The following is a 21090-nucleotide window of genomic DNA, read 5'->3' as shown; positions in this document are numbered from 1 at the left end:
CGGGCCCCAGATCGGGTCACCTCGACGAGGCGGGGCTCGTCACGTGCCGGATCGAGGGCCTGAGGGCGCTGATCTGCCCCTCGACGTGGCGACCACCGCGGCTCCGGTACCGTCGACGTGTCGACGGGCACGCCCGCACCGAGGCACGAGGAGGCGCGGATGAGCGACGCGACCCCGGCCCCGGCCCGCAGGCGGTCGCCGACGGCCCGACGCGCGACCGTCGTCGTGGTCGGTGCCGGCCAGGCCGGCCTCTCGGCGGCGCACCACCTGGCGCGGCGCGGGTTCGGCTCCGCGCTCGACGACCCCGACCCCGACCCCGAGGCCGCCGCCGCCGCCGAGCGCTCGCTCGTCGTGCTCGACGCCGACGACCACCCGGGAGGCGCGTGGCAGCACCGCTGGGAGTCGCTGCACATGGGCACCGTCAACGGCATCTTCGACCTGCCGGGCATGCCCCTGCCGCCCGTCGACCCCGACGAGCCGAGCCGCGACGCGGTGCCGCGCTACTTCGCCGCGTACGAGGAGCGTGAGCGGCTGCCGATCGTGCGGCCCGTGCGCGTGACGGCGGTCCGGGCGGTCGACGACGACCCGGGCGGCGACCTGCTCGTCGAGACGTCGGCGGGCACCTGGCTGACGCGTGCGGTCGTCAACGCCACCGGCACGTGGAACACGCCCGTCGTGCCCGACCTGCCGGGCCGCGAGCTGTTCGCCGGCCTGCAGCGGCACAGCCGCGACTACCGACGGGCCTCGGACTTCGCGGGCCGGCGCGTCGCGATCGTCGGCGGCGGCATCTCGGCGGTGCAGCTGCTCGAGGAGGTCAGCCGGGTCGCGACGACCCTCTGGTACACCCGGCGCGAGCCCGTCTTCCTCGACCACGACTTCACGCAGAGCCTCGACGGCGTCGACGTCGAGCGCCGTGTCGCGGCCGACGCGGCGGAGGGCCGCCCGCCCGCGAGCATCGTCTCGTACACCGGGCTGGGCTGGACGAGCTACGCCGTGGAGGCGCGGCGCCGAGGGGTCCTGACCCGTCGCCCGATGTTCACGGCGCTGCGCCCGCACCACGTGGTCGAGGCCGACGGATCGAGCACGAGCGTCGACGCGGTCATCTGGGCCACCGGGTTCCGGGCCGACCTCGACCACCTCGACCCGCTGCGGCTGCGCGGGCCGCTCGGCGGGGTGCCGCTCGTCGGCACGCGGGCCCGGGCCGACGAGCGGGTGCACCTGATCGGCTACGGGCCGTCGCAGTCGACCGTCGGCGCCAACCGGGCGGGCCGCGCGGCGGCGGTCGCGCTGGTGCAGCGGCTGGGCGCGGGGGCGGCGGCGGCGGGGCGGTGAGGCCGAGTGGTCACGAACTGCTGCTGCCGGGCTCGTGACGAGCAGTTCGCGACCACTCGCGCCGGGGAGGCGAGCACGGCGCCGGACGATCCAGGAGAGCGAGTGACGGGAATCGAACCCGCGCTACCAGCTTGGGAAGCTGGAGTTCTACCATTGAACTACACTCGCGCGCCGCGGTGAGGCGGACTCCCCCACTATAGCGACCCGCGACTCCTCGGTCTGTGCGACCGCCCGACGGCCTGCCCGACGGCCCGCTCACGACGTCGCGTCCCCCGTTCCACCCGGTGTCCCCCGGTCGGGGGCCGGTTGTCAAGGGCCTGCACCGATCCGTCCACCCGCTTAGCGTCGAGGGGACCACCGGGGCCGACTGGGCGGACCCGGGCGACAGAGGAGAACCTCATGAGCCACTACGTCAGCGATCCTGACGCCCGACCGGTCAAGATCACCACCTACCCGCCGCGGCCGCGACGCCGCACCGCGCCGGGCCAGCGCTCCACCCGCCGCGACGAGGTCCGCTACGGCGACTTCTTCGTCACCGAGCCCGCCGCGAGCGGGGTGGCCTGATGACCCCCGCCGGTCAGACGTCGACCGCGCAGCAGCTGGTGCGCGTGCCGCTGACCGACGTCTCCGACGTGCACCTGCACCGGATCGACGACGGCCAGTGGCGGGTGCTCGACCGGCGCCTGCCCTCCGACGACGTCGCCGCGCTGCTCGGCTTCGTCGAGCGCACCGGGGGCCTCTACGAGGTCACGCTGATGGGGCGGCCGCGCGAGCACGTGCCGTGCCCCGACCTGCGCTGCGCCGCGCTGACGTTCGTCGAGCACGGGGTCGAGCTGGGCTGAGCCGTGCGCCCTCGTCGGTGCGGGCGCTCCGGGGACGTGCCGGTGGTTCTGCACGCCAGGAGCACGAGCCACATCCGCCGATCCACTCCGGAGTGGAGCAGCGATGTGGGCGACCGACCTCGGACCGCCCAGCTCGCTCGGCCCGCCCGATCCGCTCGGCAGCCTGACCCGGGAGGCAGGCCGGTCCTCGCGACCTGACCGCGACTCCCCGGGGACTCCGAGAGGGATCCGGCCCGCCGCGGCCGTGTCAGGCGGGAGTCGCGGATCCGAGGCACGGATCACTCGCGGGTTCGGCAGGGACGGCGGAGCGGAGAGACCCGCAGACCGCGCCGGGGACGACGACGGGGCGCTGCGGGAAACGACGACCGGGCCGCGCGGGGCCCGCCCACCGGGGGACGCGACGGGCCCAAGGGCAAGGGGGCCTGTGAATACGGGCGGAGCGGGGGCCGTCCTCCTAGCGTCGGCCTCATGATCACGAAGAAGACCCTGCTGCCCCTCGCCGCCCTGCTGATGCTGCCGCTCGCGGGCTGCACCGGAGGCGCGCAGAACACGGACCCCGCCGGCGACGTGCCCGGCTCGTCCGCCACCCGCACCGACCCGGGCCAGGCCAACGACGCCGCGTGCACCCGCATCGGCGCGACCGCCCTCTCGACCCTCGCCGACGGCGCCACCGACGACGTGCTGCTCGGCTACGCCGTCCAGGAAGGCGACACCTGGTACGTCGCGGCGCCCCTCGGCGAGAACAACGTGCTCAGCGACACCATCGGCCTCTGGACCACGACGGGCGACGTCGAGGCGGACGACTTCGACGCGACCTTCGAGTCGGCCAACGACGACGCCGCCGAGAACTCGTCGTTCACCCGCGCGACCGACGCCGACGACGACTCCGACGCCGCCGAGCAGGCGCTCTCGTGCATCGAGGACGCCGACGACACGGCCCGCTGAGCCCCGCACCGCCGGGAGGCCGGGCACCGCGCACGCCGCCGGCACCGCGGGCGGTCGCACGCCGCCGCGAGTGCGCCTTCCGGCCACCCCGGTGCGCGGCGCGCGGCCTCCTGGCACCATGGGTCGGGGGGCGTGCGCGCTCCTCGTGACGAGGAGACGGGAGGCACCGTGGGCTACCTGACCTACGACGGCGGCACCGCCGAGGTGCAGCTGGACGACCGCGTGCTGGCCCACCTCCAGATCGTGATCATCACCAAGATCCGCCGCCAGGAGAGCTTCGTCTTCTCCTGGAAGGAGCCCGCCTCGGCCGGCGACGGCCGCAGCAGCGTGTGGATCCACCCGACCGTGAGCCTGCGCTTCTCGGTCGCGGGCAGCCGACCGCCGACCATCAACCCGCGCTGGATCGCCGTGCTCACCGAGTCGGCCAACAGCGGACAGGGCCTCCAGCTCCTCCCCGAGCCGCCCCGCGACGCCGCGGGCGAGGCGACCCCGACGACGTCCATCGCGACCGGGGCGAAGGGCGCCTAGTCCCGTCTAGCCCCGTGGAGCCTGCGCAGGGTCCCGCACCCCGCGCCTCCCGTCAAGCCCGTTTGGCGATGCGTGCCCCGGCGAGCGCTCCCCTGGGTGTCGAGCCGCGCCTCCCGGCGTGGTGTGGAGGTCCATCCACTCGACGAGAGGACCCCCATGTTCTTCCACAAGCAAGAGCTGCAGCACAGCGCGACCCCCGACGCCCCCGACGCCGTCTACGCCCGCAAGCTGCAGGAGGTGCTCGGCGGCCAGTACGGCGAGATCACGATCGCCATGCAGTACGGCTTCCAGGCCTGGAACACCCACATCCCCGGCAAGTACCGCGACCTGCTCTTCGGCATCGCCGCCGAGGAGTTCGGCCACGTCGAGATGCTCGCGATCATGATCTCGCAGCTGCTGGAGAAGGCCCCCGTCGGCCTCACCGACGAGGCCGTGCAGAACGACCCCGTCATGGCGGCCGTGATCGGCGGCACCGACGTGCAGCAGGCCATCGTCGCCGGTGCCGGCGCCCGCCCCGTCGACAGCATGGGCAACCCGTGGCAGGGCGCGTTCATCACCTCGAGCGGCAACCTGCTCGCCGACTTCACGGCCAACGCGAACGGCGAGATGCAGGGCCGCCTCCAGGCCGCCCGGCTCTACCACATGACCGACGACAAGGGCGTGAAGGACCTCCTGAGCTTCCTCATCGCCCGCGACACCATGCACCAGAACCAGTGGCTCGCCGCGATCCAGGAGCTGCAGGACGACGGCATCGAGCAGTTCCCGGTGCCGAGCACCTTCCCGCAGTCGAAGGAGGACCAGACGGTGAACTACCAGTACCTCAACTTCTCCGACGGCGAGCACGCGAAGGAGGGCTCGTGGGCCAGCGGCCCCACCCCCGACGGCAAGGGCGAGTTCAGCTACCACGACGGCCCCACCACGACGGCGCCGATGCCCGCGCCGACGACGCCCGACGAGCGCTTCCACGGCACGACCGGCAAGTCGCCGCTCGTCGAGAAGACGAAGGGCGCCGTCAAGGACGCCCTCCACAAGGGCTGACCAGGCCCTCCCTCACCAGGACCCCGTCCCGGACGAGCTTCCCCGCCCGGGACGCCCGCCCGGGGCGGGGTCCTCGTGCATCCCCCACCCTGATGACGAAGGAGTCGCGGGTCGGCTCGTCCGCACCCGCCCGCCCCCGAAGGAGACCACCATGAACAAGAGCACCCTCGCCCTGCTCGGAGCCGGCGTCGCCGCCTCCGCGGCGGCGACCGCCGCGGCCCTGGCCCGGCGCCACGCGGAGAAGCAGCCCGTCGCCGACGGCTGGAAGTCCGTGACCGTCCTGGCGACGCCGGACGACATCGCCCCGGGCGGCGTCGTCGGGCCGCCGTTCGACCGGCTCGCGGAGGTCGTCGAGACGCGCCTCCTGCCGGCCCCCGGCGACCGCGGCACCGAGCTGCACGCGCGGGTGCTGCCGGGCAGCCGGGCCGAGGCGGTCGTCCGCCGGCAGCTCGGCGGCGACCCATCCGACACGCTGCGCCGGGCCCTCCGCGAGCTCAAGACGCGCGTCGAGACGGGCGAGGTGCTGCAGCAGCTGCCGCGGCCCGAGGGGCACCGGAAGCACACGGTCGCGGGTGCCCTCGTCGACGGCGCCGAGCGTCGCGCGTTCGGGGCGGGTGCGCTGTGAGGGCGCTCGTCTGGAACGGGGTGAACGACCTCCGGGTCGAGCAGGTCGACGAGCCGAGGCTGCTCAACGCCCACGACGCGATCGTGAAGGTGTCGCTGACGACCTCGTGCGGCAGCGACCTGCACCTGCTCGGCGGCTACGTGCCGACGATGCGCTCCGGCGACGTGCTCGGCCACGAGTTCGTCGGCGAGGTCGTCGAGGTCGGCTCGGCCGTGCGCCGGCACGCCGTCGGCGACCGGGTCGTCGTCAACTCGTTCATCGCCTGCGGCCGCTGCTGGTACTGCCGGCAGGAGCAGTACTCGCTCTGCGACAACGGCAACCCGAACGCGGGCATCGCCGAGGGCCTCTGGGGCCAGTCGCCCGGCGGCTGCTTCGGCTACTCGCACGCGGTCGGCGGCTGGGCGGGCAGCCACGCGGAGTACATCCGGGTGCCGTACGCCGACGTCGGGGCCTTCGCCGTGCCCGAGTCGGTGAGCGACGAGCGTGCGCTCTTCGCCTCCGACGCGGCCCCGACCGGCTGGATGGGCGCCGACCTCGGCGGCGTCGGGCCGGGGTCGACGGTGGCCGTCTGGGGTGCCGGCGGCGTCGGGCAGATGGCGGCCCGCGCCTCCCTGCTGCTCGGCGCGGAGCGCGTCGTCGTCATCGACCGGCTGCCCGAGCGGCTCGCCCAGGTGCGTGACGTGATCGGCGCCGAGACGATGGACTACACGCAGGTCGAGGTGCTGCCCGAGCTGCGCGAGCTCACCGGCGGCCGGGGCCCCGACGTCTGCATCGAGGCCGTCGGCATGGAGGCCCACCGCGACCGGCCCGACTTCGGCTACGACATGGTCAAGCAGCAGCTGAGGCTGCAGACCGACCGGCCCACGGCCGTTCGCGAGGCCGTGACGGCGGCCCGCAAGGGCGGCAGCGTGTTCGTGCTCGGCGTCTTCGGCGGGGTGGTCGACAAGTTCCCGCTCGGGGCGCTGATGAACAAGGGGCTGACCATGCGCGGGGCCCAGATGCACGGGCAGCGGTACACGCCGATGCTGCTCGAGCGCATGGCCGCCGGCGAGCTGACCACCGAGCACCTGGCGACCCACGTGATGCCGCTCGACGAGGCGCCGCGGGGCTACGAGATGTTCAAGGAGAAGGAGGACGGCTGCGTGCGGGCGGTGTTCCGCCCGTAGCGACGTCGAGGAGGCGCGGGCGCGGCCCCTCAGAGGAGCCCGGTGAGCCCGGTGGTCACCAGCGTCGCGCCGCCGAGCAGCGCGACGCCCAGGGCGACCGCCCGCACGACGGGGGCGGGGACGCGGTGGCCCAGCGCGACTCCCGCGGCGGCTCCGGCCAGGAGGCCGACCACGGCCCAGGCGAGCGGGGCCAGGGGCAGGCCTGCCGGGGCGCCCGCGCCCGCGCCCGCGCCCGCGGAGGTGGCGGCGGTGGCGGCGCCACCGCCAGCGCCGTCGCCGACGAGCACCAGCACGGCGAGCGTCACGAGGTTGAGCGGCAGCGAGAAGGCCTGGAGGGTGGCGCTCATCACGCGCGGCTCCCACCGACGCTGCGCGGCGAAGATCGCGACCGGCGGGCCCGAGGCCGCGGCGAGCGTGTTGAAGACGCCGCTGGCGGCCCCGGCCGCGACCGCTCCGCGGGTGCCGTCGAGCCAGCGCAGCTCGCGGCGCGCGATGACGAGCACGGTCGCGACGACCACGACCGACCCCGCGAGCAGCGAGAGCAGCGGGGTGCGCACCGACTGCGCCAACAGGGCGGTCGGCACGACGAAGAGGGCGGCGGGCACGAGCAGCCGCAGCGCGTCGCCGAGGCGCACGTGCCGCCACGAGCGCGCGAGCACCACGAGGTTGAGCACGATCGACATGACCAGCACCACGCGCACGCCGGGGCCGTGACCGAGCACCAGCACCAGCAACGGCGAGCAGACGAGCGCGAAGCCGAGCCCCGAGGCCACCTGGCACGCGGCGCCGACGGCGACGACGAGCAGCACCGCCACGCCCAGCCAGTCCATGTGCCCCCCGCCACGAGCCTACCGACCGGGCTGGCGCCTCCCGGGCCCAGCGCCCCGGGCCGCGCACCCGGCCGGCAGCGTCAGGCGCCGAGCAGCAGCTCGAGGCCGAGCACGGTCATGACGACCGCGATGAGCCCGTCGAGGATCCGCCACGACGATGGCCGCGCGAAGAAGGGGCGCAGGAGGCGCGAGCCGAGGCCCAGCGCCGCGAACCACGCGAGGCTGCCCGCGATCGCTCCCCCGGCGAACCACCAGCGCAGGTCGCCCTCCTGCTGGTTGGCCACGGAGCCGAGGAAGACGATCGTGTCGAGGTAGGTGTGCGGGTTGAGCCAGGTGAGGGCGAGGACGGTGAGGACGGCCGTGCGGCGGCGGACCGGGGCGGAGCCGGGCGCACGGCCGGGGGCGGAGGCGCGGGCGGGCGCCGGGGCGGCGACCGTCGCGACCGAGCCGGTGGTGGGGCCCGCGACGGGGCCGGCGGCGGCGACCGGCTCGGGGGCCGCGGAGCCGGGGCCGACTCCGGGCACGGCGAGCGCGGGAGCCTCGTCGGGGCCGTCGACCGTGAGCCCGCCGACCGGCCGGAGCGCCCGGCGGGCGGCGAACGCGGCGTAGACGAGGAGGAACGCCGCGCCCACGACCCGCACGACGACGAGAGCCTGCGGAGCAGCGGCGACCACCGCGCCGACCCCGGCGACCCCCGCGGTGATGAGCACGGCGTCGCTGAGGGCGCAGATGACGATGACCGGCACGATGACGCGGTTCACTCCCTGCAGCCCGAGCTTCAGCACGTAGGCGTTCTGGGCGCCGATCGCGACGATCAGGGCGAGGCCGGTGCCCAGGCCGGTGAGGGAGGTCAGCAGCAGCGTGGAAGTGGTCACCCGGCGACGCTACGTCCGCGCCGTGCATCTCTCCAGCTACAGATCGTCATGCGGCATAAGCTGTGCTGATGACGATCCCGGAGCCGTTCGCGTGACGCCGTTCGCGCTCGACCACCTCGAGACCCTGCGCGCCATCGTCGACGAGGGCACCTTCGAGGCCGCGGCCCAGCGGCTGCACATGACGCAGTCGGCCGTCTCGCAGCGCATCAAGGCGCTCGAGCGCACGGCGGGCCAGGTGCTGCTGCAGCGCACGACCCCGGTCGTGCCGACCGCGGCCGGCGACGTCGTGCTGCGCTACGCCCGCCAGGTGCAGCTGCTCGCCGCCGACACGGCGGCCGAGCTGGGGCACGGAGCACGAGGAGGCGCCTCCGACGCGGGTGCGCCGCCCCCGTCGCTGGCCCTGGCCGTCAACGCCGACTCGCTCGCCACCTGGTTCCTCGACGCGCTGGCCGCGTTGCCGCCGGAGGCACCCGTGGTGTTCGACATCCGGCGGGAGGACGAGGAGCGGACGACGACCCTGCTGCGCCAGGGCGACGTGCTGGCGGCGGTGACGTCGACGAGGGAGCCGATCCAGGGCTGCACCTCGGAGGCGCTCGGCACGATGCGGTACCGCGCGGTGGCGAGCCCCGGCTACGTCGACCGCTGGCTCGGCGGAGTGCCGTCCATCGGGCGGGTCGACGCGACGCCGATGCTCTCGTTCGACCGCAACGACGACCTGCAGCGAGGGTTCCTCCGACGGGCACTGGGCTACGACCCGCGCCCGCCGCGGCACTACGTGCCCTCGTCGTCGGACTTCGTCCGGGCCGTCGGGCTCGGCCTCGGCTGGGCGCTGCTGCCCGACCAGCAGAGCGCCGGCGACCTCGCCGACGGCCGGCTCGTCGAGCTGTCGCCGGGCGACGTCGTCGACGTCGAGCTCTGGTGGCAGCGTTGGACGCTGGCCTCCCCCCTGCTCGACCGCGTCTCCGCGGCCGTCCGGGCCGGCGCCGCCGGGGCGTTGCTGCCGCCCGGCTGAGCGGTGCAGCGGCCAGCCCGCCCTGCCGCACTCGGGCCGAGCTCTTCGCGAGCGGGCGGGTCCGTGTCCTCCTGGGCGGGTCGGCGCCGACCCGCCCAGGAGGACACCGACCCGCCGCACTGCCCACACCCCCCGGTCCCACGCGAGACGGGCGGCGACAGAACCGTGCACCCCGCCCGGGCGCAGCATACGCGACCGGCGCGGCGCAAGCCCCTCCCGCGATGAGGCCCCGCGTGCAGGGCCGGTGGTTGCCTCGGTGGGCGCCGGGGCGCGACCGACAGGACGGCCGCGCCGGACGACGCCCGCTGCCAGGAGGACACATGACCACGCCCGCCCGACCCGCCGCCGCCTCCTCGGAGCCGGCCCGTCCCGGGGGCTCGACCCGCGACTCCGGAGCCCCGGGCGCCGACGGCGCCGCCGGCGGCTCGAAGCTCAAGCAGGCGATCACCGGCCCGCTGCTGTACCTCTTCATCCTCGGCGACGTGCTCGGCGCCGGCATCTACGCCCTCATGGGCACGCTCTCGGCCGAGGTCGGCGGGGCACTCTGGGCCCCGCTGCTGCTCGCCCTGCTGCTCGCGCTGCTGACCGCGGGCTCGTACGCCGAGCTCGTCACCAAGTACCCGAAGGCCGGAGGCGCGGCGATCTTCGCCGAGAGGGCGTTCCGTCAGCCGGTGATCTCGTTCCTGGTCGGCTTCAGCATGCTCGCCGCCGGCGTCGTCAGCGCCGCGGGCCTCTCGCTCGCGTTCGCCGGCGACTACCTGTCGACCTTCGTCGACCTGCCGACCGTGCCGACCGCCATCGCCTTCCTCGCCCTCGTCGCGTGCCTCAACGCCCGCGGCATCAGCGAGTCGCTCAAGGGCAACGTCGTGATGACCGTGATCGAGGTGAGCGGCCTCGTCATCGTGATCGTCGTCGTCGCCGTGATGCTCGGCAGCGGGGGCGGCGACGTCGGCCGCGTCGGCGAGTTCCCGGCGGACGCGAACCCGGCGATCGCGACGCTCGGCGCCGCGATCATCGCCTACTACTCGTTCGTCGGCTTCGAGACGAGCGCCAACGTCGCCGAGGAGGTGCGCGAGCCCCGCCGCGTCTACCCCCGCGCGCTGTTCGGCGCCCTCGCCACCGCCGGCGTCGTCTACGTGCTCGTCGGCCTCGCCAGCGCGATCGCCCTGCCCGCCGACGAGCTCAGCGGCTCGACCGGCCCGCTGCTCGACGTCGTCGCGGCCAGCGGCGTCGCCGTGCCGTCGTGGCTGTTCAGCCTCATCGCGCTGATCGCGGTCGCCAACGGCGCCCTGCTCACCATGATCATGTCGAGCCGCGTCACCTACGGCATGGCCGAGCAGGGGCTGCTGCCCCGCCCGCTCGGCGCCGTGCTCGAGAAGCGCCGCACCCCGTGGGCCGCCATCCTCGTCACCACGGCCGTCGCGATGGGCCTCACCCTCGTCGGCGACATCGGCACGCTCGCCGAGACGGTCGTGCTGCTGCTGCTCTTCGTGTTCATCAGCACGAACGTCGCCGTGCTCGTGCTGCGGAAGGACCGCGTCGAGCACGACCACTTCCGGGTCTGGACGGCCGTGCCCGTGCTGGGCGTCGCCTCCTGCGTCCTGCTGCTCACCCAGCAGAGCGCGCAGGTGTGGCTGTTCGGCGCGATCATGCTCGCCGCGGGCGTCGTGCTCTACCTGCTCGCGAAGCTCGGCAGCCACCGCGGCGCGGAGGCCGGCAAGGGCACGGGCACCGGCACCGGCACCGGCACCGACCGGGCCTGACGCGCCCCGGACCGCACCGACCACGCGTCGTCCGCGACGCGAACAGTTCCCGCCCGGGCCGGGCACCCGGCGCCCCGCCGGTGTCGACTCGGGGCACGGCACGACGACCGCACCGTCGACCGCAGGACCACACGACCCCACGACCCCACGACCGCCCGCGGCACAGCAGCCGCGGCGCACGACAGCCCGCGAGGGCGGAGGAGGCACCATGCGCGAACTCAGGATCGTCAAGGCACTCGAGGCGGTCGAGCGCGAGAAGCGGCTCGACCCGCTCGTCGAGAAGGTCGCCGGCGTCGTCGACGCCGTGCTGCAGCCGCGCGCGCTGCGCGACCTGCTGCACGGCGTGCCCGCCGGCCACCCGCTCCACCCCGTGATGGTGCTCGTGCCGACCGGCGCGTGGATCAGCGCGGCCCTGCTCGACCTCATGCCCGGTCAGGAGCGCCCCGCCCGCACGCTCGTCGGCGCCGGCGTGCTCGCGGTCGCCCCGTCGGCCCTGGCCGGCTTCGCCGACTGGTCGGCGACGCACGAGCAGCAGAAGCGCACCGGCCTCGTGCACTCCGCGGCCAACCTGGCTGGCACCGCCCTCTACGGCGCCTCATACCTCCAGCGGCTGCGCGGCAAGCAGACGAGCGCCAAGGTGCTCTCGTTCGCGGGCCTCGGAGCGGTGGGCCTCGGCGGCTTCATCGGGGGGCACCTCGCCTACCGCCAGGCCGTCGGCGCGAACCACGCGGAGGACGTGCCGCACCTCGTCTCCCCCGGCTGGCACGAGGTCACTCGTCTCGACGCCCTGCCCGAGGGCGAGCTGACCGGCCTCGACCTCGACGGGCAGCCGCTCGTCGCACTGCGTCGCGGCGACGAGGTGGAGGTGCTCTCGAGCGTCTGCAGCCACCTCTCCGGCCCGCTCTCCGAGGGCGAGCTCGTCACCGACGCGGGGAAGCCCGGCGAGGCCTGCGTCTCGTGCCCCTGGCACGACAGCGTCTTCTCGATGCGCACCGGCGAGGTCGTGCACGGGCCGGCGACGTCGCCGCAGCCGCGGTTCGACACCCGCGTCGTCGACGGCACGGTGGAGGTGCGGCTGCCCGACGCGGGCTGACCGCCCGGCCGACCCGCGCCTCCGGCAGGCCCTCGCTCCCGCTCCGGGGCGGTGGGAGCCCGCCGGAGGCGCGGTGCGCGTAGTGCACGGACGCTCGGCGAGCAAGGGCGAGCACGGCCGGGCCCCTCGTGGTTCCGTCGAGGTCATGAGACGACTCCACTACTCCGGCAGCTACATGCTGGTCGGTGACCGCACCTGCAAGGCCGTGCTGCGCTACGCGAGGGCCCTCGCCGAGGCCGACACCTCTGACATCGTGTCGGTGCCCGTCGTGACCGAGGGCGGCAGCAAGGCCTACGCGCACCTGCTGATCGGCCCGGCGAGCCAGGTGTTCTCCACCCCGGTCGAGAACAGCCAGGACGAGCCCGTCGACGAGGACGTCATCCGCGACCTCGAGGAGGCGACGCTGCGCCTCCAGCCCTCCCGGCCGGCCTGGCCGCAGGAGATGCTCGACATCCCCGACCTCGACAGCGAGAGCTACGGCGCCGAGTTCGCGAACGCGCCGGGCGCCGACGCCGAGGGCGACGAGGGCGACGACCAGGGCAAGGCGAGCGCGCACACCAGCGGCGCCGAGGCCGCCGCCGGGCCCGACGGCGCCACGGACGAGCACCTCGCCGGGTCCCGCACCGGCTCCTGACCCTGCTCCTCGTAGCAAATGCCGACCATCGCAGGCTCGGTCGGGTCGCAACACGGGGAAAACCCCGTATTGCCGCGCCGATGGTCGGCATTTGCGACACGGAGCGGTCGAGAGGGCGGAGGGGCCGGAGGCGCGGGGGCGGCGAGGTGAGCCACCCGGGGACCTGACGTGGCGGGTTGAGCCCCCTCCGCTCAACTTTCTCCACCGACCGGGAATGACCAGGGCCTCCCTGCGTTGACTTGAGTCGCAGCCACTCAAGTTTCCCCAGGAGGTCCCATGCCTGCACAGTTCGGCTCCGGCGACGGCGGCTCGTTCGACGAGTTCCTCGCCCGCCTCATGAACGGCGCCCGGTCGGGTCAGACCGGACGCCCCGTCGACATCTCGCGCCTGCTCAGCAGCGCCGCCCACGGGCTCGTCACCCGGGCCGGCGAGTTCGCCACCGGCCGTGGCCACGCCGAGGTCGACTCCCTCCACGTCCTCCGGGTGCTGCTCGACGAGTCGCCCGCCGCCGACGTGGTCCGCCACGCGGGCGTCGACCGCGACGCCCTGCTCCGAGCCGTCGACAGCCGCCTCCCCGGCCCCTCGTCCGACACCCCCAGCACCGTCGCCCTCACCCCGGCCGCCCAGCGCGTCCTGCTCCAGGCCGCGCAGGCCGCCCGCGCGTTCGGCTCGACCTACGTCGACCCCGAGCACGTCTTCTTCTCGCTGGTGGTCGACCAGCAGTCGGTCAGCGGGCAGCTGCTCGCCGCCGCGGGCATCACCCCGCAGGCGCTCCAGGCGTACGTCCGCGACGGGTCGCCGACGGGCGGGTCGACCGCGGGAAGCGCCGCAGGCGCGGCCGGGAGCGGAGCCGGCACGGGCACCGACGCGACCGGTGCCGGCGACCCGGCCCGCGACTCCGGCACCCCCACCCTCGACCAGTACGGCAGCGACCTCACGGCCCGCGCCCGCCGCGGCGAGATCGACCCCGTGATCGGCCGGGCCGACGAGGTCGAGCAGACCGTCGAGATCCTGCTGCGCCGCACGAAGAACAACCCGGTGCTGATCGGCGAGCCCGGCGTCGGCAAGACCGCCATCGTCGAGGGCCTCGCCCAGCGCATCGTCGACGGCGACGTGCCCGAGCTGCTGCAGGGCAAGCGCGTCGTCACGCTCGACCTGGCCGGCATGGTCAGCGGCACCCGCTACCGCGGCGACTTCGAGGAGCGCCTCACCACGGTCGTCAACGAGATCGCCGCGCACCAGGGCGAGCTGATCGTCTTCCTCGACGAGATCCACACGGTCGTCGGGGCCGGCGGCAACGGCGACGGCACCATGGACGCCGGGAACATCCTCAAGCCCCGCCTCGCCCGCGGCGAGCTGCACCTCATCGGCGCGACGACGCTGAAGGAGTACCGCACGATCGAGAAGGACGCCGCCCTCGAGCGCCGCTTCCAGCCCGTCACGGTGCCCGAGCCGAGCATCGACGACGCCGTGCTCATCCTCACCGGGCTCGCCCCGCGCTACGAGGAGCACCACGGCGTCGCGTACGCGCCCGAGGCCCTGCGCGCGGCCGTCGAGCTGTCGGCGCGCTACGTCAGCGACAGGTTCCTGCCCGACAAGGCGATCGACCTCATCGACCAGGCCGGCGCCCGTCGTCGCCTGCGCCTCGGCGGCCGGGTCGACACCGCGGCGCTCCAGGCCCGGCTCGCCGAGCTCGAGTCGTCGAAGCACGCCGCGGTCTCCGCGGAGCGCTACGAGGAGGCGTCGCACCTGCGCGACGAGATCGAGGCCGTGCAGGAGTCGCTGGCCGCGGCGGTCGGGAGCGGTCACGCCGACAGCACGGCGGCGGTCGGCACGGAGGCGGTCGGCACGGAGATCACCGCGGCGGACGTCGCCGAGATGGTCGCGCGCGCCACGGGCATCCCGGTCGCGCGCCTCACCGACGGCGACCGCTCGCGGCTCGCCCTGCTCGAGCAGGAGCTGCACGCCCGGGTGGTCGGCCAGGACGACGCGGTCACCGCGATCGCCAAGTCGGTGCGGCGCAGCCGGACGGGCCTCGGCGACCCCGCCCGCCCGACCGGCTCGTTCCTCTTCCTCGGCCCGACCGGCGTCGGCAAGACCGAGCTGGCGAAGGCCCTGGGCGAGTCGCTCTTCGGCGACGAGGGCGCGATGATCCGGCTCGACATGAGCGAGTACGGCGAGCGCCACACGGTGAGCCGTCTGGTCGGCTCCCCTCCCGGCTACGTCGGCTACGACGAGGCCGGCCAGCTGACCGAGCGCGTGCGGCGGAGCCCGTACTCGGTGATCCTGCTCGACGAGATCGAGAAGGCGCACCCCGACGTGTTCAACCTGCTGCTGCAGGTGCTCGACGACGGGCGGCTGACCGACGGCCAGGGCCGCACGGTCGACTTCCGCAACACGGTCGTCGTGATGACGTCGAACCTGGGCTCGGAGTTCCTCGCCTCGCGCGGCGGAGCCCTCGGCTTCACGCCGACCGGGCCCGTCGGCTCCGACCCCGCGGCCGGGAACGGCTTCGGGTCGGAGAAGGCGCTCCGCGACCGCGTCATGGGCAAGCTGCGGGAGGCGATGCGGCCCGAGTTCCTCAACCGCATCGACGAGATCGTGCTGTTCCGCAAGCTCGACCGTGAGCAGCTGCGCGACATCGTGCGCCTGCTGCTCGGGGCGACCTCGCGTCGCCTCGAGGCCCAGGGCATCGCGGTCGAGGTCGACGACGCGGCCACCGACTGGATCGTCGACCACGGCTACGAGCCCGAGTTCGGCGCCCGGCCGCTGCGCCGCACGATCCAGCGCGAGGTCGACGACCGGCTCGCCGACCTGATGGTCTCCGGCGCGGTCGCGGCCGGCGGGCGCGTGCTGGTCAGCGTCGGCGACGACGGCGAGCTCGTCGCCCGCCCCCTCGCGGCGGAGGTCGCGAGCGCGGCGTAGCCGACGGGCGGCAGCGGCCGCGGCTGCGGTCGCGGCTGCGGCTGCGGGACTGCGGCTGCGGCGTAGCCGCGAGGTCACTGCGGGAGGCGCGGTGTCGGTCTGACCGGCACCGCGCCTCCCTGCGTCCGCCGCCGTGACCCTGCTCTCGCGCTCTCTTCTCAAATTCGAGCGTGATCCGCCGGTTGACGAGGCCGGAGCCGCGCCACCCGGCTCCTCGACGACGGATCTCTCTCGCATTCCCCGTGTCCCTGCATCAGACAGCCGCCGACCTTGTGACGTTCCTGGTTTTAATGTCAGGGTATGTATGCACGATCGAGGGTCGGTCGAGCAGACAGAAACGGGTGATCATGACCAGTGTCAGCAGCATCGGGACGACCGTCGGGCGGAGCCTGGCCACCCTCGCGACCACGGGAGCGCTCGTGCTCGGCGCGGGGCTCGCACCTGCGGTCGCCGCTCCCGCCCCGGCGTCGACCCCGACCGCGACCTCGACATCGACATCGACGTCGACCTCGGAGTCGGCCACCACGGCCGCGACCACCGGCGCGGAGGCGGAGTCCGGCATGATGCCGGCCGGCGAGTTCTCCACCCTCGGATCGACGTACGTGGGCGGCGGGTACTTCGAGTGGGGCGTGACGTCCTCCACCGTGTACGCCAAGTACCAGCACTACTCGAGGACGCACCGGGCCACGGCCTGCGCGAACGGGCAGACGCAGTGCCTGCGCTCGGGCAACGCCGCGCCGTCCTACCTCGCCAGCGCGGTGCGGGCGAAGAGCAAGAGCAACAACACGGCGTGGTGGGCGGTCCTCTGACCCGTCGGCGCACGGCCGCCACGACGGTGATCGCCGTCGTGGCGGCCTACGCCCTCGCCGCGGGCGTCGCCCTGGCCGCCGCCGAGGGCCAGGACACCTGGGGGAGCGGCGGGAGCGGCGGGCGGGGCACCGGGGTCGTCGTCCTGGAGACACCGCCGGGCCTCGGGCACGACGCGACACGGCAGCAACTCCTCCGGGCGGTGACGTCGACGGGCGACCAGGTCGCCCGCATGACCCCGGACGACTCGCCCGGCGCTGGTGTCGGCGACTCGCTCGTCCATCCCCTGACCGGCGGAGCGGGGCAGCCCCTGGGCCCCTGGGTGCGGTGGACCGTCGCCGACCACGACTCCTGGCTCGACCTCGACCCCCGCGGCTTCTACGTGACCGACGCCGACGACCCGAGCCCCCTCCTCGCCGCTCTCGACAGCGCCGGCTTCGCCGCGGCGGACGCGACGGTGGGGCCTCTCGACGAGCTCCGGGCGCTGGTCACGGTGCCCTCCGTCGCCGGGCTGCTCGTGACGGTCATGCTCGTCGCCCTCGGGGCGGCCGGCGTCGAGGCCGAGCGCGGCCGCCGACGCCGCCTGGTCTGCGCGCTCGTCGGGTGGACCAGACGACGCGCCCTCATCGCCGAGCTCCGGGAGGCAGCATCGCCCCTGGCAGGAGCGGCCCTCGGCTCGGTGCTGGTCGTGCTGGCTCTCTGGTGGAGCGTCGGCGGGCTCCGGAGACCCGAGTTCGTCCTGCCCGTGATGGCTCTGATCTGGGGCGGGACGACAGCGTGGCTGCTCCTGTGTCGAGCGACGGCGGCGCACGGACCGCGGCCGTCGAGGCTGCTCTCAGCCAGCACCGGAGCAGGGGGCCGCCGGCGTGCGCTCGTCGTGCCGATCGCGCTGCACGTCGCCCTCGTCGCGGTCGTGGCGGGCGAGGTCGCCCTCGGCCAGCGCGCCGCCGACGCCGCCGACCGTGTCGCGACCTCGTCCGCGGCGCAGCTCGACCTGCACGAGGGGTCCGTGCTCAGCGTCGGCCTCGCCGGCGCGGACGACCGCGAGCTCGACCGGGCGCTCGCCCGGGTGGCCCGTGACGAGATCGCCGCCGGCAGGGCGACGATGACCGACCCCGACACCGTTCCCGGTGCGCTCGTCACCGCCCGGGTCGGCACCGGCACCGGCGAGCCTCACGGCGACGGGGACGACGTCGTCGTCGTGCGGACCGCGGGCGACCCCGAGGCGGCACGGGCCCTCGCCGCCGACGTCGTCGCCTACCTCCGGATGGTCTGGACCACGACCGACGACGTGCTGCCTCCGCTCGGCGCTCGCCTCGAGACCCTGCCGCCCGGCGTCGTCGTGCCCGACCCCGCGACCCTGCGCCTCTCCCCCGTCGACGGGCCGCCGACCGTGATCGTCGAGGTGCCCCTGGTGCACCTGCCCGACGACGTGCTGGCGACCGCCGCCTTCAACGGCCGAGTGGTCTTCGACGACCGCACCTCCGTGGAGGCGGCCCTCGACGACGTCGGCGTGCTGCCCCTCGTCCACGGGTGGGAGACCGTCGGTGACGGCTATGCCCGCGCCGCCCGCGAGGTGCTCGCCGAGCAGCGCCTGGTCGTCCTCGCGGCCGGGCTCGGCGGGCTCGCTCTCGCGGCCGGGCTCGTCGTGGCGACGACGGCGCACGTCACGCGCACCCGTCGGCGTCGGCTGCTCCTCGCGACCGTCGGACGCTCGGACTGGTCGGTCGACCTCCCCCACGTCGTCGTCGGCGCCGGCCTCACCACCGTCGCCTGCGCGCTCGGTCTCACGGTCGCGCGGGCCGACGGCCCTGCCGACGCCCTCGTCGTCACCGGCGCGGCCGTCGGGCTGCACGTCGCCCTAGCGGGCGCGGCGCTCCTCGCCGCCCGACGTCGCCGCCCTGCGCGCCCGTCCCCCACCGCCGCCGCCCTGCCCTCCGAGGAGACCCCGTGACCCACCCGCACCGAGGCCGGCCGACGCCGGTGCCGACGACCGCCACCGCGCCTCCCGGGCCTCCCGCACCGTCCCGAGGGCCGACCGCCCCCCTCGTCGTGGCGGGCCTCGGTCTGCGGACGGGGCGTCGGGACCTGTGGCGCGGCCTCGACCTGACGGCCGAGCCGGGTGCCGCGGTGGCGGTGACGGGGCCGAACGGCAGCGGGAAATCGTCCCTCCTGGCGTGCATCGCGGGGCTCCGGGCCCCGACCACGGGGACCGTGACGGTCGCGGGCACCGACGTCGGCACGGCGGGGAGCCGCGCCCTGCGCCGACACCTCCGTGAGACGTGCGGCGTCCTGCTGCAGCACGGCAGCCTCGTGCCGGAGTGGACCGTCCACGAGAACGTCGACGTCGTACGCCCGCCCGGGGTCAGCCGGGCGGTGAGGCGGGCGCGGGGGCAGGACGCGCTGCGTCGACTGGAGCTCGACGGACGGGGCGACGACGTCACCGGCCACCTCAGCGGCGGTGAGCAGCAGCGGGTGGCCGCCGCGCGCCTCCTCGTCCACCGCCCCGCGCTCGTGGTGGCCGACGAACCGACCTCGGCGCTCGACCCCGCGGGGCGCGAGCTCGTGCTCGACGCCCTCGACGAACTGCGCCGGGAGGGCACCGTCGTGGTCGTCGCGACCCACGACCCGGTCGTCGCGGAGTGGTGCGACGTGGTCGTCGAGCTGGGAGGCGCGGATCAGGTCGCTCGCGCGGGCTCGGGCGTATCGTCGGGGGCATGAGCGCAACCGACGACACCACCCCGTCCACCGCCCCCGACGGATCGACCGAGATCACCGACGAGCAGGCGAAGTACACCGAGGAGCTCCCCGACGGCAAGAAGGCCGGGCTCGTCGACGACGACAAGGACTCGGAGTCGACCGACAAGTAGTCGGACTCCGCAGCACCACGCCCGAGCGGCGTCGCCCCGACGAGGGCGGCGCCGCTCTCGCGCGCTCGGCTGCTCGTGACGAACCACGTTCTCGCAGCGGAACCCCGCCGCGGCGTGGTTCGGGGGCGAGGACGTGGTTCGTGACCGCGGCGGTCACGGCCCGGGTGGCTCGTCCCACCCCGTCTGCGGCCTGCGGCAGTCCTCGCGGAAGACGTACTGCGAGATCCGCCGCCGCTCGTCGCTGACCCAGTCGATCGCCGGCCTGACCCGCTCGGGAGGCACGTGCCCGATCCGGTACACCGCCATCAGCTCGAGGTCGTCGGGCACCGCCAGCAGCCGCTCGACCTGCGCCCAGCGCTCGGGCCGCTCCATCGGGAACGACACGAACTGGATGCCGAGCCCCAGCGTGCCGGTCGCCAGCCAGAGGTTCTCCATCGCGGCCCCGAGGCTGAAGGTCGAGTAGAACGACGTCAGCGAGTCGGGCCGGTACGTCGACCGGTCGAGCATCGCGCCGAGCAGCAGCGGCGAGCCGGCGACGAGGGCGCGGTTCTCGGCGCCGAGCGTCTGCGGCACCCGCAGCGCGTTCATCAGCACCTGGCCGCGCTTCGTGAACACCTGCCCCGTGAACGGACGCAGCGGCGCGGGCAGCTTGTCGAAGAGCATGCCGTCGCGGCTACGCTCCATCTCGGCGCGGCTGAACCGGAAGAACGGCTTGTAGCGCTCGAAGAAGGTGCCGTCCGACATCGACTCGGTCATGCTCTCGCCGCTGATCCGCGCGACCTCCTCGATGGTCTCCCGCGACTCCACCAGGACGAACCGCCACGGCTGGCTGTTCAGCTGGCTGGGGGCGCGGCCGGCGAGCTCCATGAGGAGGCGCTGGTCGGCCGCGCTGACCGACTCGCTCGTGAAGTGGCCGTTGGTGGTGCGGCGACGACGGACGGCCTCGACGAAGTCCATCAGCCCTCCCGCCGGGCGGAGGCGCGGGGCAGGCCGCGCAGGGAGCGGGCGGAGGCGCGGGGCGCGCCGCGCAGGGAGCGAGCGGAGGCGCGGGGCGCGCACCCGGAGTCGCCTCGCACGGGGCCGATGTGCAGCACATGCCGACCGCGGGGGCCCGCGGCCCGCTCTGGTGACCGGAAGATCCGTTGTTCTGAGCCGCCTGGTCGGCATTTGCTGCGGAAGGAGGCAGCGCGGGCGGAGGCGCGGGGCGCGCCGCGCAGGAGCCAGGCGGCGGCGTAGGCGGGCGCGGCGGCGAGCGCGAGGCGGGCGTGCGGGCCGGCGCGCGGCGAGCTCCGGGTCAGGGCGGCGAACGGCACGGCCGAGGCGAGCAGCGACGCGGCGGCGGGCCGGTGACCCGCGACGCCGAGCGCGAGGACGGCAGCACCGGCGGAGACGGCGGTCACGACGAAGAGCGCGTGGTGCACCCCGCGGACGCGCTCGGTGCGCAGCACCCCCGTGCGCACCCCGAGCCCCACGCCGCAGGTCGCGAGGTACGCGGCCGTCGCGACGCCGAGCGGCGCACGGCCGGTCGCCCCGGCGCCGGTCAGCACCCCGCCGATCAGCACCCCGCCGAGCGGCCGCGCGCCGAGCCGCGTCGCCGCGGTCGCCGGCGCGCCCGCACCCCGTCGACTCCCCGCTCTCCCCATGCCCCGACCCAAGCAGCAGCACCCCGCCGCGAGCTCGCGCACTCGGCACCCTCGGAGGCGCGCTGTACCCCGACACGCGTCGGGCACGACGCGCTCGGCCGGGGCAGGCATGATCCGCGCCCGAGTGGGTACGGGGTGCGCACGACGGGCGGCGAGCGCCGC

21 protein-coding genes and 1 tRNA gene are annotated in these 21090 nt (G+C 74.9%); 17 read left to right on the top strand and 5 right to left on the bottom strand.

Features of this window, described 5'->3' with window-relative positions; translation table 11 throughout:
- Nucleotides 1-159: 159 nt before the first annotated feature.
- Nucleotides 160-1332, top strand: a complete 1173-nt coding sequence (locus tag JOE43_RS03910; RefSeq protein ID WP_209514879.1) for an NAD(P)-binding domain-containing protein — start codon at nt 160-162, stop codon at nt 1330-1332.
- A gap of 97 nt (nt 1333-1429) precedes the next feature.
- Here JOE43_RS03910 and JOE43_RS03905 read toward each other — a convergent pair.
- Nucleotides 1430-1500: transfer RNA gene (locus JOE43_RS03905), tRNA-Gly, on the bottom strand.
- Between the two features lie 231 nt (nt 1501-1731).
- Here JOE43_RS03905 and JOE43_RS03900 point away from each other — a divergent pair.
- From JOE43_RS03900 to JOE43_RS03870, 7 genes are all read left to right on the top strand, one after another.
- Nucleotides 1732-1896: a hypothetical protein gene (locus JOE43_RS03900; protein ID WP_209514877.1), complete on the top strand. Its 165-nt coding sequence runs from the start codon at nt 1732-1734 to the stop codon at nt 1894-1896.
- The gene (locus JOE43_RS03895; RefSeq protein WP_209514875.1) at nt 1896-2174 is read left to right on the top strand and encodes a hypothetical protein; all 279 of its coding nucleotides are present in this window, start codon (nt 1896-1898) and stop codon (nt 2172-2174) included. Before JOE43_RS03900 ends, JOE43_RS03895 begins: the two co-directional genes overlap by 1 nt.
- Nucleotides 2175-2642: 468 nt before the next feature.
- Complete coding sequence (locus JOE43_RS03890) at nt 2643-3119, top strand: hypothetical protein (RefSeq protein ID WP_209514873.1); 477 nt, start codon at nt 2643-2645, stop codon at nt 3117-3119.
- A 132-nt stretch (nt 3120-3251) separates the two neighbouring features.
- On the top strand, nt 3252-3647 hold the full coding sequence (locus JOE43_RS03885; RefSeq protein ID WP_307803229.1) for an ATP-dependent DNA ligase: 396 nt from the start codon (nt 3252-3254) through the stop codon (nt 3645-3647).
- Nucleotides 3648-3803: 156 nt separating this feature from the next.
- Nucleotides 3804-4685 (top strand): manganese catalase family protein, encoded by an 882-nt coding sequence (locus JOE43_RS03880; protein ID WP_209514859.1) that lies wholly within the window; start codon nt 3804-3806, stop codon nt 4683-4685.
- Between the two features lie 151 nt (nt 4686-4836).
- On the top strand, nt 4837-5310 hold the full coding sequence (locus JOE43_RS03875) for a hypothetical protein (RefSeq protein WP_209514857.1): 474 nt from the start codon (nt 4837-4839) through the stop codon (nt 5308-5310).
- Entirely contained in the window at nt 5307-6476 is a 1170-nt protein-coding gene (locus JOE43_RS03870) for a zinc-dependent alcohol dehydrogenase (protein WP_209514855.1), read from the top strand. The genes JOE43_RS03875 and JOE43_RS03870 overlap by 4 nt, the downstream gene beginning before the upstream one ends.
- A 29-nt stretch (nt 6477-6505) precedes the next feature.
- On the opposite strand, the gene JOE43_RS03865 is transcribed toward JOE43_RS03870, so the two are convergent.
- Nucleotides 6506-7306, bottom strand: coding sequence for a TSUP family transporter (locus tag JOE43_RS03865; protein ID WP_209514853.1), 801 nt, complete (start codon nt 7304-7306; stop codon nt 6506-6508).
- An 80-nt stretch (nt 7307-7386) separates the two neighbouring features.
- Entirely contained in the window at nt 7387-8181 is a 795-nt protein-coding gene (locus JOE43_RS03860) for a LysE family transporter (RefSeq protein WP_307803228.1), read from the bottom strand.
- Nucleotides 8182-8272: 91 nt separating this feature from the next.
- On the opposite strand from JOE43_RS03860, the gene JOE43_RS03855 reads away from it, so the two are divergent.
- From JOE43_RS03855 to JOE43_RS03815, 9 genes are all read left to right on the top strand, one after another.
- Nucleotides 8273-9193, top strand: coding sequence for a LysR family transcriptional regulator ArgP (locus JOE43_RS03855; protein WP_209514844.1), 921 nt, complete (start codon nt 8273-8275; stop codon nt 9191-9193).
- Between the two features lie 320 nt (nt 9194-9513).
- On the top strand, nt 9514-10956 hold the full coding sequence (locus JOE43_RS03850) for an APC family permease (RefSeq protein WP_209514842.1): 1443 nt from the start codon (nt 9514-9516) through the stop codon (nt 10954-10956).
- 208 nt (nt 10957-11164) lie between these two features.
- Entirely contained in the window at nt 11165-12049 is an 885-nt protein-coding gene (locus tag JOE43_RS03845; protein WP_209514840.1) for a Rieske (2Fe-2S) protein, read from the top strand.
- A gap of 145 nt (nt 12050-12194) precedes the next feature.
- Complete coding sequence (locus tag JOE43_RS03840; protein WP_209514838.1) at nt 12195-12683, top strand: hypothetical protein; 489 nt, start codon at nt 12195-12197, stop codon at nt 12681-12683.
- A 276-nt stretch (nt 12684-12959) separates the two neighbouring features.
- The gene (locus JOE43_RS03835) at nt 12960-15608 is read left to right on the top strand and encodes an ATP-dependent Clp protease ATP-binding subunit (RefSeq protein WP_209514836.1); all 2649 of its coding nucleotides are present in this window, start codon (nt 12960-12962) and stop codon (nt 15606-15608) included.
- A gap of 347 nt (nt 15609-15955) precedes the next feature.
- A complete protein-coding gene (locus tag JOE43_RS03830; protein WP_209514834.1) occupies nt 15956-16417 on the top strand; it encodes a lactococcin 972 family bacteriocin in 462 nt (153 codons plus the stop codon).
- Nucleotides 16399-18369 carry a hypothetical protein gene (locus tag JOE43_RS03825; RefSeq protein WP_209514832.1) on the top strand — a complete coding sequence of 657 codons (1971 nt, stop codon included), beginning with the start codon at nt 16399-16401 and terminating at the stop codon, nt 18367-18369. The genes JOE43_RS03830 and JOE43_RS03825 overlap by 19 nt, the downstream gene beginning before the upstream one ends.
- Complete coding sequence (locus JOE43_RS03820; protein ID WP_209514830.1) at nt 18366-19136, top strand: ABC transporter ATP-binding protein; 771 nt, start codon at nt 18366-18368, stop codon at nt 19134-19136. Before JOE43_RS03825 ends, JOE43_RS03820 begins: the two co-directional genes overlap by 4 nt.
- Nucleotides 19133-19285 (top strand): hypothetical protein, encoded by a 153-nt coding sequence (locus tag JOE43_RS03815; protein WP_209514828.1) that lies wholly within the window; start codon nt 19133-19135, stop codon nt 19283-19285. The genes JOE43_RS03820 and JOE43_RS03815 overlap by 4 nt, the downstream gene beginning before the upstream one ends.
- A gap of 153 nt (nt 19286-19438) precedes the next feature.
- On the opposite strand, the gene JOE43_RS03810 is transcribed toward JOE43_RS03815, so the two are convergent.
- Nucleotides 19439-20242: a nitroreductase family protein gene (locus JOE43_RS03810; RefSeq protein WP_209514826.1), complete on the bottom strand. Its 804-nt coding sequence runs from the start codon at nt 20240-20242 to the stop codon at nt 19439-19441.
- Nucleotides 20242-20928 (bottom strand): hypothetical protein, encoded by a 687-nt coding sequence (locus JOE43_RS03805; RefSeq protein WP_209514824.1) that lies wholly within the window; start codon nt 20926-20928, stop codon nt 20242-20244. The genes JOE43_RS03810 and JOE43_RS03805 overlap by 1 nt, the downstream gene beginning before the upstream one ends.
- Nucleotides 20929-21090: the final 162 nt, after the last annotated feature.

Origin of the sequence: Frigoribacterium sp. PvP121 (assembly GCF_017833115.1) — a bacterium.
Classification (GTDB): domain Bacteria; phylum Actinomycetota; class Actinomycetes; order Actinomycetales; family Microbacteriaceae; genus Frigoribacterium; species Frigoribacterium endophyticum.
The sequence above is the reverse complement of the archived record's forward strand: the minus strand, read 5'-3'. Positions and strand labels throughout refer to the sequence as shown.

Coding starts and splice junctions, on each gene's coding strand:
- JOE43_RS03910 (WP_209514879.1), top strand. CDS start 160: ATGAGCGACGCGACCCCGGCCCCGGCCCGCAGGCGGTCGCCGACGGCC.
- JOE43_RS03900 (WP_209514877.1), top strand. CDS start 1,732: ATGAGCCACTACGTCAGCGATCCTGACGCCCGACCGGTCAAGATCACC.
- JOE43_RS03895 (WP_209514875.1), top strand. CDS start 1,896: ATGACCCCCGCCGGTCAGACGTCGACCGCGCAGCAGCTGGTGCGCGTG.
- JOE43_RS03890 (WP_209514873.1), top strand. CDS start 2,643: ATGATCACGAAGAAGACCCTGCTGCCCCTCGCCGCCCTGCTGATGCTG.
- JOE43_RS03880 (WP_209514859.1), top strand. CDS start 3,804: ATGTTCTTCCACAAGCAAGAGCTGCAGCACAGCGCGACCCCCGACGCC.
- JOE43_RS03875 (WP_209514857.1), top strand. CDS start 4,837: ATGAACAAGAGCACCCTCGCCCTGCTCGGAGCCGGCGTCGCCGCCTCC.
- JOE43_RS03865 (WP_209514853.1), bottom strand. CDS start 7,306: ATGGACTGGCTGGGCGTGGCGGTGCTGCTCGTCGTCGCCGTCGGCGCC.
- JOE43_RS03850 (WP_209514842.1), top strand. CDS start 9,514: ATGACCACGCCCGCCCGACCCGCCGCCGCCTCCTCGGAGCCGGCCCGT.
- JOE43_RS03845 (WP_209514840.1), top strand. CDS start 11,165: ATGCGCGAACTCAGGATCGTCAAGGCACTCGAGGCGGTCGAGCGCGAG.
- JOE43_RS03840 (WP_209514838.1), top strand. CDS start 12,195: ATGAGACGACTCCACTACTCCGGCAGCTACATGCTGGTCGGTGACCGC.
- JOE43_RS03835 (WP_209514836.1), top strand. CDS start 12,960: ATGCCTGCACAGTTCGGCTCCGGCGACGGCGGCTCGTTCGACGAGTTC.
- JOE43_RS03830 (WP_209514834.1), top strand. CDS start 15,956: ATGACCAGTGTCAGCAGCATCGGGACGACCGTCGGGCGGAGCCTGGCC.
- JOE43_RS03815 (WP_209514828.1), top strand. CDS start 19,133: ATGAGCGCAACCGACGACACCACCCCGTCCACCGCCCCCGACGGATCG.
- JOE43_RS03810 (WP_209514826.1), bottom strand. CDS start 20,242: ATGGACTTCGTCGAGGCCGTCCGTCGTCGCCGCACCACCAACGGCCAC.
- JOE43_RS03805 (WP_209514824.1), bottom strand. CDS start 20,928: ATGGGGAGAGCGGGGAGTCGACGGGGTGCGGGCGCGCCGGCGACCGCG.